Raw genomic sequence first — 14,045 nt, 5'->3', positions numbered from 1 at the left:
TTTCGCGAACGTGCGCTGGGCCTTGGCGCTGGAACGTTGCAACGTGCTGGGCAATTCGCTCTTCTTGGCCGCGCCGCCCTTTGTCGTCTTCGGCATCGAACCTCCTCGGGTACCACAAGCGCTTTCGGGTAGCCAACCGGTTACCCCGTTGCGGCGCGGACAATCACGGTCTGCCCGATGTGCGCGTCGGTCCGGCATAAATATGTCAATATCGTTGACATGATTCAGGCCGACGATGCTCCGCTGGGTTACCTGCTCTACCGGGTGGGCGCGGTGCTGCGACCCGAGGTTGCCGCCGCGTTGGGCCCGCTGGGCCTGACCCTGCCCGAATTCGTTTGCCTGCGCATTCTTTCGATGTTCCCGGGAATGTCGAGCGCCGAGCTGTCTCGCCACACCAACGTCACCCCGCAGGCGATGAACACCGTGCTGCGCAAGCTGGAAGAAATCGGGGCGGTGGCGCGCCCGTCGACGGTGTCCTCTGGGCGGGCGCTGCCGGCCAACCTGACCGGGCAGGGCCGCGCCCTGCTCAAGCGCGCCGAAGGAGCGGTCCGCGGTGCCGACGCCCGCATCCTGAGCAAGCTCACCGAAACCCAGCAGCGCGAATTCAAAAGGATGCTCGAGAAACTCGGCTCCGACTAGCACTAGCGGCGATCGCAAGCGCGGCGAAGCTCGATCACCCGGCGGCCTGGATGCGCGCCCATGGCCGCGCCTCTTCGAGCTCGTAGGCCAATTCGAGCAGCAGCGCTTCCTGACCCATATCGGCCGACAGCATCATGCCCACCGGCATGCCGTCGGCGGACTGGGCCAGCGGCAGCGAGATCGCGGGTTCCCCGGTGACGTTGTGCAGCGGGGTGAACGACACCCAGTCGATCAGCCGGCTGATCACCTGCCGGTAATCGGTCGGCGCCAGGAACCCGATGCGCGGCGTCTCGTCGGCGACGGTCGGCGTGAGCACCGCGTCGTAAGTGCGGGCGAATCGCGCGGTGCGCCGGCGCGCCCGGCGCAGCCGCACGATCGCCGCCGGTAGGCGGTGCAGGTTGCGGCTGGTGTGCCGGAGCAGACCCAGCGTCAGGCTGTCGAGCTTGCTGCGGTCGAACGTCTCACCGAACATGTGTCGCCCGCCGCTCACCTGGGCCAGCGCCAGGAAACCCCAATACAACACGAAGTCGTCGACGAAACTGGCCGCGACCGGGGGCTGGTCGACGTGTTCGACCCGGTGGCCCAGCTCCTCGAGCAGGCCCGCGGACTTCAGCGTCAGCTCGCGCACCTGCGGGCTGCACTCGCGCTGTATCGAACGGGTGAGCACCGCGATCCGCAACCGCTGCCGGCCGGGCCCGGTGACGTCGCCGATCGGTGCCAGCTTGGGGTTGCGCCAGATGCGTTCGGCCTCGCGGTAGAAGGCCGCGGTGTCGCGCACCGAACGGGACACCACCCCGTTGACGACGACGCCCACCGGCATCCGGCGCAGCGTCGCGTCCAGGGGCAACCGCCCGCGCGACGGTTTGAGCCCGACCAACCCGTTGCAGGCGGCCGGAATTCGGATCGAGCCGCCGCCGTCGTTGGCGTGCGCCATGGGCACCACGCCGGCGGCGACGAAGCACCCGATCCCGACGACGACGCTCCGGCGGTGTAGTCGGTGTCCCACGGGTTGCGGACCGGGCCCAGGCGAGGGTGTTCAGCCGACGCGCTGAAGCCGAATTCCGACAGCTGCGTCTTGCCCACCGAGGTCAGCCCGGTGGCGAGATAGAGCTGAGTGAACACGCTGTCGGCGACGGCATTGCGGCGCGCCCACGCATCGGTGCCGTGCATCGAAGGCTGCCCGGCGACGTCGATGTTGTCCTTGATGAACGTCGGGACGCCGCCGAAGTAGCCCGCCACCGGGGCGGCCGCACCGGCCCGCGCTTGGTCAAAAGCCGCGTACGCCAAGCCATTCAGGAGCGGGTCGACGGCCTCGGTGCGGGCGATTGCGGCCTCGATGACCTCGGCCCGGCCCACCCGGCCGGACCGAAGGGCGTCGGCCAGGCCGACCGCGTCCAGATCGCCAAGGGCATCGTCGCCGAACGCGTGCACGTGTCGCATAGCACTGACGCTAACCCGCGCACCCTGCCGACCGGGAGGTTTCCCGGCTTGTCCGCGGCCGGGGCGGTCAGGCCTCGATCAGGCCTGACCCACCTCGAAGCGAACGAAGCGCGTGACGGTGACACCGGCGTCCTCGAGCAGCGCCTTGACGGTCTTCTTGCTATCGGACACCGACGGCTGCTCTAGCAGCACCGCGTCCTTGAAGAAGCCGTTCAGCCGGCCCTCGACGATCTTGGGCAGGGCCTGCTCCGGCTTGCCCTCCGCCTTGGCGGTTTCCTCGGCGATGCGGCGCTCGCTGGCCACCACGTCCTCGGGCACGTCCTCGCGCGAGAGGTAGCGGGCCTTGAGCGCGGCGATCTGCAGCGCGACGGCGTGAGCCGCCTCGGTGTCCGAGCCCTGGTATTCGACCAGCACGCCGACCGCGGGCGGCAAATCGGCCGCCCGCCGGTGCAGGTAGGTCTCGACGGTGCCGTCGAAGTTCGCGACGCGGCGCAGCTCCAGCTTCTCGCCGATCTTGGCCGAGAGCTCCGCGATGGCCTGCTCGACGGTCTTCGTGCCCGAGGCTTGGTCAATAGAAGAAGCCTTGAGCTCGTCGATGTCCTTGGCCTTCGACGACACGGCCGCCGCCACGATCTGGTCGGCCAGCGCCTGGAACTCCGCGTTCTTGGCGACGAAGTCGGTCTCGCTGTTCAGCTCGATCAGCGCGCCGCCCTGGGCCGCGACCAGACCTTCGGCCGTCGCACGCTCGGCACGCTTGCCGACGTCCTTGGCGCCCTTGATCCGCAGCGCCTCGACGGCCTTGTCGAAGTCGCCGTCGCTTTCGGCCAGCGCGTTCTTGCAGTCGAGCATGCCGGCACCGGTGAGTTCCCGAAGCCGCTTGACGTCGGCAGCGGTGAAGTTCGCCAATGTTCAGCCTTCCTAAGAGGGGTCAGTTGTTGATTCCGGGGTGCCCGCAGCGGCGTCGGTGGGGGCGGTGGTGGTAGCGGACGCCAGCAGCTCCTGCTCCCATTCGGCGAGCGGCTCTGCGGCTTCCGCCTCGGGCTTGCCGTCACCACGGCCGACCCCGGCGCGGGCCTGCAGGCCCTCGGCGACGGCGGAGGCGATCACCTTGGTCAGCAACGCGGCCGAACGGATCGCGTCGTCGTTGCCCGGGATCGGGTAGTCGACCTCGTCGGGGTCGCAGTTGGTGTCCAGGATCGCGATGATCGGGATGTTCAGCTTGCGAGCCTCCGCAACCGCGAGGTGCTCCTTGTTGGTGTCGACGACCCAGATGGCCGACGGCACCTTGGCCATGTCGCGGATACCGCCGAGGCTGCGCTCGAGCTTGTTCTTCTCGCGGGTCAGCATCAAGATTTCCTTCTTGGTGCGGCCCTCGAAGCCACCGGTCTGCTCCATCGCCTCGAGCTCCTTGAGGCGCTGGAGGCGCTTGTGCACGGTGGAGAAGTTGGTCAGCATGCCGCCCAGCCAGCGCTGGTTGACGTAGGGCATGCCGACGCGGGTCGCCTCGGCGGCGACGGACTCCTGCGCCTGCTTCTTGGTGCCGACGAACAGGATGCTGCCACCATGCGCGACGGTCTCTTTGACGAACTCGTACGCCTGGTCGATGAAGGTCAGCGTCTGCTGCAGGTCGATGATGTAGATGCCGTTGCGGTCGGTGAAGATGAACCGCTTCATCTTGGGATTCCAGCGACGGGTCTGGTGCCCGAAGTGGGTGCCGCTGTCGAGCAGCTGCTTCATGGTTACGACGGCCATGGTTGTGCCTTAACTTGTGTCGGTTGTCGCCTGGCATCGGGTGAGGCCGGGCCCTGGCGGCTGCTGCGATGCCGGACCCAGCCGGGAAAACCCGGTCGGGACCGCCCGGCATGCGATTGCGAACTCCTCGTGGAACCAGAGACGCGATGCAGACGCGCGAAGTCAGCCCGCGAACGAGCTGCGACCAGCAGTTTACACCGACTCAGCAGGTGCTTTTACCACGCTTCCCCAACCGGGCCGCTCCTGCACAGACCCGGCGGGACTCGGCTGGACCGGCCGTTCGGGACCCGCTGAACTGCCTGGATGCGGTGGAGTGCGCTGCTGTTGTGTGCGGGCCTGGTCAGCGCGGTGCCGGCGGTTGCCGCTGCGGATCGCCTGCAGTGGCCGCTGCGCCCGCCGCCGGCCGTCGTCCGGGGATTCGACGCCCCGGCCCAGGACTGGCATCCCGGACACCGGGGCGTGGACCTGGCCGGGGCGGCGGGCCAGCCGGTGTACGCCGCGGGCACCGCGACGGTGGTGTTCGCCGGGTCGCTGGCCGGACGGCCCGTGGTGTCGCTGGCCCACCCCGGCGGGTTGCACACCAGCTACGAGCCGGTCCCGGCGAGTGTGCGGGTCGGTCAGCCGGTGACCGCCGCGACCGTGATCGGCGAGCTGGTCGCCGGGCACCCCGGGTGTCCGGCCTCTCGAGCGGGAGGGGCGTGCCTGCACTGGGGCGCGATGTGGGGGCCGGCCTCGGGCGCGCGCTATGTCGATCCGCTCGGCCTGCTGGAATCCACGCCGATCCGGCTCAAACCGCTGCAGCCGTGAGGCGGCTCAGGCCCGGGGGTGGGCCTGGTCGTGCACCGCGCGCAGCCGGGACACCGCGACGTGGGTGTAGAGCTGGGTGGTCGACAGGCTGGAGTGCCCGAGCAGCTCCTGGACCACCCGCAGGTCCGCCCCGCCCTCGAGCAGATGGGTGGCCGCGCTGTGCCGCAGGCCGTGCGGCCCGAGGTCCGGCGCGCCGTCCACCGCCGCGACCGTCTGGTGCACCACCGTGCGCGCCTGGCGGACGTCGAGGCGGCGGCCCCGCGCGCCCAGCAGCAGCGCCGGACCCGACTCCGCGTTGGCCAGGGCGGGACGCCCGTCGGCCAGCCACGCGTCGAGCGCCTCGGCGGCGGGCCGGCCGAACGGCGCGCTGCGCTGCTTGTTGCCCTTGCCCAGCACGCGAACCAGGCGATGGTGGGTGTCGACGTCGTCGATGTCCAGGCCACACAGCTCGCTGACCCGGATCCCGGTGGCGTACAACATCTCGACGATCAGCCGGTCCCGCAGTGCCAGCGGATCACCCTGCTGCGCACCGGATTTGGCGGCGGCCATGGCGTCGGCGGCCTGATCCTGGCGCAGTACCGCGGGCAGGGTGCGGTGCGCCTTGGGGACCTGCAGCCGGGCGGCGGGATCGGCGCTGAGCAGGCCGCGGCGCAGCGCCCACGCGGTGAAGGCCTTGACGGCCGAGGTGCGCCGGGCCAGCGTCGTGCGGGCGACGCCGGCCGCGGCCGCGGCGGACAACCACGAGCGCAGCAGCGGCAGGCTGAGCCCGTCCAGACCCGCGCCGCGGTCGCCGATGAAGGCGAGCAGCGAGCGCAGGTCACCGAGGTAGGCGCGGCGGGTGTGCGCCGAGCGCCCGCACTGCAACTCCAGGTACTCGTCGAACTCTTCGAGGATCGCCTGCACTCCCCCACGGTCGCAGGGAGCAGGTGGGCGCTCTAGTCGACGCGCCGAAGCGTGTCCGGGGTGAGATCTTTGAGCGTGGGATAGCCGTCGACGGCCATGATGAGGTCGGCCTCGGCCAGGATCGAGCGCAGCACGTGCACGATGCCGTCGACTCCCCCGAGCGCCAGGCCATAGGCGTACGGCCGGCCGATGCCCACCGCCGTGGCGCCCAGCGCGAGCGCCTTGACGACGTCGGCGCCGCTGCGGATGCCCGAATCGAACAGCACCGGCAGCCCGTCGGCCGCTTCGACGACCCCCGGCAGGCACGCCAGCGCGGGCAGGCCCCCGTTGGCCTGGCGCCCGCCGTGGGTGGAGCAGTAGATGCCGTCGACGCCGCCGTCCCTGGCGCGCCGGGCGTCGTCGGGGTGACAGATGCCCTTGATGATCAGCGGCAGGTCGGTCAGCGACCGCAGCCACCCGAGGTCGTCCCAGGTCAGCGGGTTCCCGAAGGTGGTCACCCACTGCAGGACGGTGCCTTGCGGGTCCTCTTCCGGCGGGCGCTGCAGGGCGGCGCGAAAGACCGGGTCGCTGGTGTAGTTGCTCAGGCAGAGCCCCCGCAGCTGGGGAAAGTTGGCCGTGGTGAGGTCGCGCGGGCGCCATCCCGGAATCCAGGTGTCCAGGGTGACGATGATGCCCTGGTAGCCGGCGGCCTCGGCCCGCTGCACGAGGCTGGCGGCCAGGTCGCGATCCTTCGGCGTGTACAGCTGGAAGAAGCCGGGGGTGTCACCGAACTGCGCGGCGACGTCCTCCATCGGGTCGGTGGTCAGGGTGGAGACCATCATCGGGACGCCGGTGGCCGCGGCCGCGCGTGCGGTGGCCAGGTCGCCGTGGCCGTCCTGGGCGCAGATGCCGATGACGCCGATCGGTGCCATGAACACCGGCGACGGCAGGGTCAGCCCGAACAGCTCCACCGACAGGTCACGCGCGGCGGCGCCGACGAACATTCGTGGTATCAGGCCCCAGCGATCGAAGGCTTCGCGATTGGCCCGCTGCGTGCGTTCGTCGCCGGCGCCGCCGGTGACGTAGCTCCACACCGACGGTGACATGGCCCGTTCGGCGCGGGCCTCCAGCTCCGCGAACGCCATCGGCAGCGCGGGCGCCACCCCGCCCAGTCCCTTGAAGTAGATCTCGTTCTGGTAATCGCCGAATGCCATGGAACAGACAATGCCAGGCGGCCGTCAGGCTGACGAGTTCGCCGACTCGGCCTGCGCCAGCTCTTTCTTCCACTGCCGGAACGTCTCTTCGGTGCGGCCGCGGCGCCAGTAGCCCGAGATCGACGATGCCCACTTGGCGTCCACGCCACGCTCTTTGCGGATGTAGGGCCGCAGATTGTGCATGACGGCCTGGGCCTCGCCGTGGATGAAGACGTGCACCTGTCCCGGCAGCCACGGGGCGCTCTTGACCGCCTCGATCAGCGGCGCGTGATCGCCGGCACGGTCCTCGGGCACCAGGTCGGCACGCCCACCGCGGTACACCCAGTGCACCTCGACGCCTTCGGGGGCGCTCAGAGCGATCTCGTCTTCTGGGCCCGCGACCTCGATGAACGCCTTGCCGACGGCGCCGGGGGGCAACGCCTCGAGGGCCGCGGCGATGGCCGGCAGCGCCGATTCGTCGCCGGCCAGCAGGTGCCAGTCGGCGGCCGGGTCCGGGGTGTATGCGCCGCCGGGGCCCATCAGGTAGATCGGCTGGCCGGGCTGGGCCGTCGACGCCCACTGCCCCGCCATGCCATGCTCGCCGTGCACCACGATGTCCAGCGTGATCTGGCGCTTGTCGACGTCGACGCGGCGCACGGTGAGGGTCCGCACCGACGGCTTTTTCTCCGGTGGCAGGTCGGCGAAGCTGTCGAGGGTCAGCGGCTCGGGCAACCCGGCCACGTCGACGTCGTCGGCGACGAACACCAGCTTGACGTAGGAGTCGGTGAACTTGCTCGGCACGAAGGCGTCAAAATCCTTGCTCCCGAGCACTATCCGCACCATGTGCCGTGTGAGTTGTTCGGTACCGACGACTTCGAAGCATTGCAGTGGTCGACCTGCCACTTGTCCTCCTGTTCAAACCCCGACCCCCGCTCGACTATACGAGTCGCGCGGTCGCTGCAGCTTGGCCTGCGGACGCCCGGACGATTCGCCACCTCCCCTCCTGCCGCTGCACCAGCCCGGCCAGCTCGAGCATCGCCAGCGGTCCCAGCGCCAGCTCAGGCACCATGCCCGAGGCGACCGCGATCTCGTCGACGGTGACGGCGCCGCGGCCCGGCAGCGCCTCGTAGACCCGGCGTTCGGCGTCGCTGAGGCCGTCGAGCGGCGTCGCGGGGTGCGAATCCTGCGCCGCCAGTTCGCCGATATGGCCGATGAGCTCGATGACGTGGTCGGCCCGGGTCACCAGCTCGGCGCCGTTGCGCAACAGCGCATGGCAGCCCGCCGACGCCGAGGACGTCACGGGTCCGGGCACCGCGGCCACCACCCGCCCCAGCGCCCGCGCCCAGGCCGCGGTGTTGGCCGCGCCGCTGCGCAGGCCGGCTTCCACCACCACGGCGGCCCCGGCCACGGCGGCCACCAGCCGATTGCGGGTCAGGAATCGGTGGCGGGCGGGGCGGATACCTGGCGCGTATTCGCTGAACAGCAGCCCGTGCTGGGCGATCCGGTGCAGCAGCGCGGTGTGACCGCTCGGGTAGGGGACGTCGAGCCCGCCGGCCAGGACCGCGACGGTGATGCCGTCGCAGTCCAGCGCGGCGCGGTGCGCCGCGCCGTCGATGCCGTACGCGCCTCCCGAGACGATCGCGACGTCGCGCTGCGCCAACCCGGCCGCCAGTTCGCCGGCGACGTGCTCGCCGTACGCGGTGGACGCGCGCGTCCCGACCACGGCGGCAGCCCGGTGCGCGACCTCATCGAGCCGGACGGGTCCCAGCGCCCACAACACCATCGGCGGCACCGTCGGCGCACCGCCACCCGGGCGCGGTGCGGCACCGTGGAATGCGGCGAACGCCAGCAGCGGCCATTCGTCGTCGTCAGGGGTGATCAACCGGCCGCCGCGCCGGGCGAGTAGCTCGAGATCGGCTGCACTGCAGTCGATTTCTCGCCTGGCCTCGGTGCGGCGAGCCAGGTCGTCGTCGACCAGGCCACGGCGGACCCGTTCGGCCGCCTCGACCGGGCCGACGCCCCGCACCAGCGCGGCGAGTTCGGCGCAGGGCGGCTCGGCCACCCGGGACAGATACGCCCAGGCGCGCAGCGCGGGGTCGTCGAGCGCCGTCGTCATCGCCGCGCCCCCCGGGCCAAGAACGCGCCAAGAATCCTTTGAGCCCCGCGCGCGAGTGTGGTGTCATCAGCCGCCCGCCGCACGCCGGCCCGCAACGAACGGAACGACCCATGATCCTCGACCTGCCGATGGTGTACAGCGTGTCCGAGCGCCCAAAGAACCCCTGGGCCGTCGCGGCGTTCGTGCTCAGCCTGGTCAGCTGGATCGGTTTTCCCATTCCCGTGATCAGCATCGGCCTGGCCTGCCTCGGGCTGCGCGAGATGGAACACCGGGGCGAAAGTGGCCGTGCCATGGCCCAATTCGCCCGTGCGTTCGCGATTCTGGTGAGTGTCGCGATAGCGGTGCGGGGTGGGCACACCGATTGGCTGAGCATGGCGCGCTGGTAGCGCGCCCGGGCGCTGCGTCGCCGGGCTCATCGCTGCGCCCCGGGTTGACGGAAGCTCAGTGCGGCGGCGACTTCGTCGGTCCCGGGCGACGTGCGGCCCGCCAGGTCGGCCAGGCTCCACGCGACCCGCAACGTGCGGTCGAGGCCACGGATGCTGAGCAGCCCGCGGTCCAGCGCGCGTTGCAGCGGCTCCATGGCCGCGTGGCTGGGACGGAACTTCCGGCGCAGCAGCGTCCCGCTGACTTCACCGTTGGTGCGAAACCCGTGCGGTAGCCAGCGCTGCGCGGCGGCCGCGCGGGCCTGCGCGACCCGGCGGCGAACCTGCGCGGTCGATTCGGCGTCCCCACCCGCGAACGCCCCGGCTTTCACCTGATGCATCTGCACGCGCAGGTCCACCCGATCCAGCAGCGGTCCCGAGAGCTTGCCCAGGTAGCGGCGCTTGGCCGCCGCCGCGCAGATGCAGTCCTGCGGGTCGGCCGGCGCGCACGGGCACAGGTTGGCGGCCAGCACCAGCTGGAACCGGGCGGGATAACACGCCACGCCGTCGCGGCGGGCCAGGCGAATCTCGCCGTCCTCCAACGGTGTTCGCAGGGCCTCCAGCGCGCTGACCCGGATCTCGGCGCACTCGTCGAGGAACAGCACCCCGCGATGTGCGCGGCTGACCGCGCCCGGGCGCGCCATCCCGGACCCACCGCCGACCAGCGCGGCGACGCTGGAACTGTGATGGGGCGCCACGAACGGCGGCCTGGTGATCAACGGGGTGTCGCCCGACAACAGCCCGGCCACCGAGTGAATCGCGGTCACTTCCAGGGACTCGTCGTCCGTCAGCGGCGGCAGCAGCCCCGGAAGGCGTTGCGTGAGCATCGTTTTGCCGACGCCGGGCGGGCCGGTGAGCATCAGGTGGTGCGCCCCGGCGGCGGCCACCTCTACCGCGAACCGCGCCTGGGTCTGCCCGACCACATCGACCAGGTCCGCCGCGGGCTCGCCGTCCGTGGGTTTGACGTCGATCCGGCCGTCGAGGGCGCCGGTGCCGCTGAGCCACTTGTGTAGCTGCTTCAGGGTCCGCACGCCCCACACGTCGATGCCGTCGACCAGGCTGGCCTCGGCGAGGTTGTCCACGGGAACCACCACGGCCGGCCAGCCGTCGCGCTTGGCGGCCAGCACCGCCGGCAGCACGCCGCGCACCGGCCGGACCCGGCCGTCCAGGGACAGCTCGCCGAGCAGCACCGTCTTCTCCAGCCGGTCCCAGGGGTTTTTGCGCTGCGCCGAGAGCACCGCGGCGGCCAGGGCGATGTCGTAGACCGACCCCATCTTGGGCAGGGTCGCCGGCGACAGCGCCAGGGTGAGCCGTGCCTGGGGCCAGGAGTTGCCACAGTTGGTGACGGCGGCCCGGACGCGGTCGCGAGACTCCTGCAGGGCGGCGTCGGGCAGGCCCACCAGGTGCACGCCCGGCAGCCCGGAGGTGATATCGGCTTCGATCTCCACGGTCTGCCCGTCCACGCCGTGCACCGCGACGGAGAACGCGCGTCCCAACGCCATCAGCCGATCCCTTGCAGGTGGGTGATCTCGGGGGTGCGGCAGCGCCCGACCCGCACCCCGATCACGTCGATGCGGATCGCGGCCCAGCGCTGGTGCTGGCCGGCCAGCCACAGCCCGGCCAGCCTGCGCAACCGCCGCACCTTGCGCGGGGTGACAGCGTGCGCCAGCCCGCCATAACCGTCGCCGGTGCGGGTCTTCACCTCGACGAACACCACCGTCGAGGTGGCGTCGTCGCGGGCGATGATGTCGAGTTCGCCGTAGCGGCAGCGCCAATTGCGCTGCAGGATGCGCAATCCCATCCGGGTCAGGTGATCCACGGCGAGCGCCTCACCCATCGCCCCCAGCTGGATCCGGGTCATGGTCGTTTCGGTTGTCATGCGGGCCACGGTGCCCGGTGACCCCGACGGGACGGGCCGTCGACGCCACCCGAGGCCGCCCGCGGCCCCCGGTTATCCCCAGTGCGGCGTCCATCCACAGCTGGCGCAGAAACGCTAGCGGCGATCGCAAGCGCGGCGTAGCCGGGCGCCGCGGGTCGCCGCCATCGACCTAGCGGCGATCGCAAGCGCGGCGTCGCCGGGCGCCGCGGGTCGCCGCCATCGACCTAGGTGATCCGATCCGCCCTGGTGTAGATGTTCATCGAGTCCTCCCGCAGGAACGCCACCAGCGTGATGCCGGACTCCTCGGCCAGCGAGACCGCCAGCGACGACGGCGCGGACACGGCCGCCAGCACCGGAATCCCGGCCATCACGGCCTTCTGCGTCAACTCGAACGACGCCCGCCCGCTGACCAGCAACACGGTGGACTGCAGCGGCAATCGCCGGTGCTCGGTCGCCCAGCCGACCACCTTGTCGACCGCGTTGTGCCTGCCGACGTCCTCGCGCACCACCAGCATCGCGCCGTCCGCGCCGAACAACGCCGCAGCGTGCAGGCCCCCGGTGCTGTCGAAAACCTTTTGCGCGGAACGCAATTGACCGGGCATCGCCTCGAGGGTGGCTGCGGCCACGGTCGCGCGATCGATGCCGGGCGAGAACCGGCTGAGCAGTCGCACCGCGTCGAGTGAGGCCTTGCCGCACACGCCGCACGACGAGGTGGTGTAGAAGTTGCGGGTGACGTCGAGAACGGGCTTCGGTACGCCGGGGATCAGGGTCACGTCCAGCACGTTGTACGTGTTCGCGCCGTCGTCGTCGCGCCCGGCGCAGTAGCGGATGCTGTGCACGTCGTCGCGGCCCGCGATGACGCCCTCGGTGAGCAGAAAGCCTTGGGCGAGTTCGAAATCCGATCCCGGGGTGCGCATCGTCACGGTGACCGCCGCGCCGTCGACCCGAATCTCCAACGGCTCCTCGACGACCAGGGTTTCCGGTCGGGTGATCGCTTCACCGGCGGACAGATGCGTCACCCGCCGGCGCGACGTGACGTGACCCACTAGGCGATTTCACCGCCGGCGGCGACGTCGCGAGACGCGGCGAAACGCTCAAGTCCCATCGGATCAAACTACCTTGGCCGGCGGGCGGGCGCCGAGCAGAACAACGCTCTCACACCCCCGAGGCCAGCGCTTCCAGCGTCTCGGCCGACGAGTGCAGCGGGCGCCAGCCCAGCTGGGTCTTGGCCTTGGTGGTGTCCATGACCATCGACGTCCGCGCGGTGTGCAGCCATTCCAGCATGGACGGCACCCGCGGCACCCGTGAGATCGCCGCCGAGGCCGCCGTGGCGGCGACGGCGGGAACCCGCACCGGCCGGCCACCCAGCGCCCTGGCCACATCGGCCACGGTCACGACCCCGTCACCGGCGATGTTGTACACCCCCGGCGGCGCCGGGGCGGTGGCCGCCAGGGCGATCGCCGTCGCGACGTCATCGTGGTGGACCAGCTGCAGGGGGTAACCCGGATCGGGCACCACGGGCTTGAGCACCGGGACGGCCTTGACCACCGCACGCACCGGGCCGGGCAGCTGGTTCCACGGCATGGCGTCGGCCAGCGCGGTGGCCTTCGGGCCCGCGACGATGCACGGCCGTAGAACGAACACCTCGAGCGGCGAATCCTTGGTGATGTCGGCCAGCAGCGCCTCGCAGGCCGCCTTCTGCTCGGAGTAGTAGTGCTCGGCGGACCCGCGGGGGGCGACGTCCTCGGTCAGCGGGACGGGATTGTCGGAGTGGTAGCCGTACGCCGCCACCGACGAGGTGTACACCAGGCGGCGCGGCCGCTCGGCGGCCACCGTCGCCTCGAACAGATTGCGGGTGCCCTGCAGGTTCACCCGGGCGCTCTCGTCGCGCGACCCCATGATGATGAAGGCCAGGTGGATCACCACGTCGGCCCGCGCGACCAGGGCGTCGACGGCCTCACGGTCCAGGATGTCGCCCTGCTGGTAGGTGGTTTTCAGCCAGCCGCGCGACGACGGGTCGAACGGCCGGCGGGCCATCCCGATGATCGCGTCGACGGCGGGCTCGCGTTCCAGCGCCGTCACCGCGGAGATACCGATCTCCCCGGTTGGTCCGGTCACCGCGACGGTCACTCCCATTCAGAACGTCCTTCCCTCCCGCGGCCAGCCGAAACCTCGCGCACGTGGTAGAACCATCTTTCCAATGTCTCGCGATTCGTGAGTGTTTGGACGTGCCTTCCGCGCATCGTCAGCGGGTTTGGCGGTCATCGGTGACCAGCAAGATCCCCGAGATCGGCGCATCAGGACGAAACGGCGTGTAAGGCTGGTACCGGCGGCGGATAATCTACGGCGATCGAACGCGGATAACACCGCCGACACCGCAGGAACGAGGCATGACATGGCGGACCAATCGATGACTGGCGCGGACGCACCCGCGACGGGCGGAGAGAAGGCCGACCCGGCGACGGTTTTCGCCGCCCTCGCAGAAATCATTTATCAGGGCTCCGACGCCAACCAGATGTATGCGGCCATCTGCATCGCCGCCACTCTGACAGTCCGTGGCTGCGACCACGCCAGCCTGTTGGTGCGCGAGAACGACAAATACATCACCGTGGGCGCCAGCGACCGGCTCGCCAAACAGATCGACGACATCGAAAGGCGGGCCGGCGACGGCCCCTGCATCGACGCCATCGAAGAGGAGACGCCGCAGATCGACACCGACCTGACGACCCCCTCGCTGTGGCCGCGACTGGCGAAAATCCTGGTCGCGGAGACCCCGGTGCGCGGCGCGATGGGGTTCCGCCTCCTGATCGACAAACGCAAGGGGGCGGCGCTGAACCTGTTCAGCGACACCCCGAACATGTTCGACTCCGAGTCCGCCGGGCGGGCCGCGGTGCTGGCCGCGTTCGCCAGTGTCG

Annotated in this window: 13 protein-coding genes and 3 pseudogenes; 4 read left to right on the top strand and 12 right to left on the bottom strand. The window is 70.7% G+C overall.

Annotation, left to right across the window (positions count from 1 at the left end):
- Positions 1 to 96: pseudogene (locus A5622_RS28070) on the bottom strand (cation transport regulator ChaB); the annotation flags it as partial.
- Positions 97 to 219: 123 nt separating this feature from the next.
- On the opposite strand from A5622_RS28070, the gene A5622_RS09650 reads away from it, so the two are divergent.
- Complete coding sequence (locus A5622_RS09650) at positions 220 to 639, top strand: MarR family winged helix-turn-helix transcriptional regulator (protein WP_066878138.1); 420 nt, start codon at positions 220 to 222, stop codon at positions 637 to 639.
- Positions 640 to 673: 34 nt separating this feature from the next.
- Here the strand turns inward: A5622_RS09650 and A5622_RS09645 are convergent.
- The 3 genes and pseudogenes from A5622_RS09645 to rpsB form a co-directional block, all read right to left on the bottom strand.
- Positions 674 to 2,079, bottom strand: a pseudogene (locus A5622_RS09645) (amidase).
- Between the two features lie 78 nt (positions 2,080 to 2,157).
- Positions 2,158 to 2,985 carry a translation elongation factor Ts gene (gene tsf / locus A5622_RS09640; RefSeq protein WP_066870216.1) on the bottom strand — a complete coding sequence of 276 codons (828 nt, stop codon included), beginning with the start codon at positions 2,983 to 2,985 and terminating at the stop codon, positions 2,158 to 2,160.
- Between the two features lie 12 nt (positions 2,986 to 2,997).
- A complete protein-coding gene (rpsB, locus tag A5622_RS09635; protein WP_066870213.1) occupies positions 2,998 to 3,831 on the bottom strand; it encodes a 30S ribosomal protein S2 in 834 nt (277 codons plus the stop codon).
- A 303-nt stretch (positions 3,832 to 4,134) separates the two neighbouring features.
- Here rpsB and A5622_RS09630 point away from each other — a divergent pair.
- A pseudogene (locus A5622_RS09630) lies at positions 4,135 to 4,629 on the top strand (M23 family metallopeptidase); the annotation flags it as partial.
- A gap of 15 nt (positions 4,630 to 4,644) precedes the next feature.
- On the opposite strand, the gene A5622_RS09625 reads toward A5622_RS09630, so the two are convergent.
- From A5622_RS09625 to dprA, 4 genes are read right to left on the bottom strand one after another with little or no spacing between them, the layout of a single operon-like run.
- Positions 4,645 to 5,541 (bottom strand): tyrosine recombinase XerC, encoded by an 897-nt coding sequence (locus A5622_RS09625; RefSeq protein WP_066878134.1) that lies wholly within the window; start codon positions 5,539 to 5,541, stop codon positions 4,645 to 4,647.
- A gap of 32 nt (positions 5,542 to 5,573) precedes the next feature.
- Positions 5,574 to 6,734: a lactate 2-monooxygenase gene (locus A5622_RS09620; protein WP_066870204.1), complete on the bottom strand. Its 1,161-nt coding sequence runs from the start codon at positions 6,732 to 6,734 to the stop codon at positions 5,574 to 5,576.
- A 24-nt stretch (positions 6,735 to 6,758) separates the two neighbouring features.
- On the bottom strand, positions 6,759 to 7,616 hold the full coding sequence (locus tag A5622_RS09615) for a siderophore-interacting protein (RefSeq protein ID WP_066878133.1): 858 nt from the start codon (positions 7,614 to 7,616) through the stop codon (positions 6,759 to 6,761).
- A gap of 34 nt (positions 7,617 to 7,650) precedes the next feature.
- Complete coding sequence (gene dprA, locus A5622_RS09610) at positions 7,651 to 8,829, bottom strand: DNA-processing protein DprA (RefSeq protein WP_066878131.1); 1,179 nt, start codon at positions 8,827 to 8,829, stop codon at positions 7,651 to 7,653.
- A gap of 110 nt (positions 8,830 to 8,939) precedes the next feature.
- Between dprA and A5622_RS09605 the strand changes: the two genes are divergently transcribed.
- Positions 8,940 to 9,215: a DUF4190 domain-containing protein gene (locus A5622_RS09605; protein WP_066878128.1), complete on the top strand. Its 276-nt coding sequence runs from the start codon at positions 8,940 to 8,942 to the stop codon at positions 9,213 to 9,215.
- 26 nt (positions 9,216 to 9,241) lie between these two features.
- Here A5622_RS09605 and A5622_RS09600 read toward each other — a convergent pair whose 3' ends face one another.
- From A5622_RS09600 to A5622_RS09585, 4 genes are all read right to left on the bottom strand, one after another.
- A complete protein-coding gene (locus tag A5622_RS09600; RefSeq protein WP_066878126.1) occupies positions 9,242 to 10,753 on the bottom strand; it encodes a YifB family Mg chelatase-like AAA ATPase in 1,512 nt (503 codons plus the stop codon).
- On the bottom strand, positions 10,753 to 11,130 hold the full coding sequence (locus tag A5622_RS09595) for a YraN family protein (protein ID WP_066878140.1): 378 nt from the start codon (positions 11,128 to 11,130) through the stop codon (positions 10,753 to 10,755). Before A5622_RS09595 ends, A5622_RS09600 begins: the two co-directional genes overlap by 1 nt.
- A gap of 224 nt (positions 11,131 to 11,354) precedes the next feature.
- Positions 11,355 to 12,176: a formate dehydrogenase accessory sulfurtransferase FdhD gene (gene fdhD, locus A5622_RS09590; RefSeq protein ID WP_066878124.1), complete on the bottom strand. Its 822-nt coding sequence runs from the start codon at positions 12,174 to 12,176 to the stop codon at positions 11,355 to 11,357.
- Between the two features lie 109 nt (positions 12,177 to 12,285).
- A complete protein-coding gene (locus tag A5622_RS09585) occupies positions 12,286 to 13,266 on the bottom strand; it encodes an NAD-dependent epimerase/dehydratase family protein (RefSeq protein WP_066870187.1) in 981 nt (326 codons plus the stop codon).
- Between the two features lie 259 nt (positions 13,267 to 13,525).
- On the opposite strand from A5622_RS09585, the gene A5622_RS09580 reads away from it, so the two are divergent.
- The coding region (locus A5622_RS09580; RefSeq protein WP_066878123.1) for a GAF domain-containing protein at positions 13,526 to 14,045 on the top strand (520 nt) is incomplete at its 3' end.

The sequence above is a fragment of the Mycobacterium sp. 1245801.1 genome (genome assembly GCF_001673055.1).
In the GTDB taxonomy this organism is placed as follows: domain Bacteria; phylum Actinomycetota; class Actinomycetes; order Mycobacteriales; family Mycobacteriaceae; genus Mycobacterium; species Mycobacterium europaeum_A.
This window is presented reverse-complemented; position numbering and strand designations above follow the sequence as displayed.

What these genes read in the sequence shown, in the direction of transcription:
- A5622_RS09595 (WP_066878140.1), bottom strand. Translation starts at nt 11,130, where the DNA reads ATGACAACCGAAACGACCATGACCCGGATCCAGCTGGGGGCGATGGGT.
- dprA (WP_066878131.1), bottom strand. Translation starts at nt 8,829, where the DNA reads ATGACGACGGCGCTCGACGACCCCGCGCTGCGCGCCTGGGCGTATCTG.
- A5622_RS09600 (WP_066878126.1), bottom strand. Translation starts at nt 10,753, where the DNA reads ATGGCGTTGGGACGCGCGTTCTCCGTCGCGGTGCACGGCGTGGACGGG.
- A5622_RS09585 (WP_066870187.1), bottom strand. Translation starts at nt 13,266, where the DNA reads ATGGGAGTGACCGTCGCGGTGACCGGACCAACCGGGGAGATCGGTATC.
- A5622_RS09605 (WP_066878128.1), top strand. Translation starts at nt 8,940, where the DNA reads ATGATCCTCGACCTGCCGATGGTGTACAGCGTGTCCGAGCGCCCAAAG.
- A5622_RS09650 (WP_066878138.1), top strand. Translation starts at nt 220, where the DNA reads ATGATTCAGGCCGACGATGCTCCGCTGGGTTACCTGCTCTACCGGGTG.
- rpsB (WP_066870213.1), bottom strand. Translation starts at nt 3,831, where the DNA reads ATGGCCGTCGTAACCATGAAGCAGCTGCTCGACAGCGGCACCCACTTC.
- A5622_RS09620 (WP_066870204.1), bottom strand. Translation starts at nt 6,734, where the DNA reads ATGGCATTCGGCGATTACCAGAACGAGATCTACTTCAAGGGACTGGGC.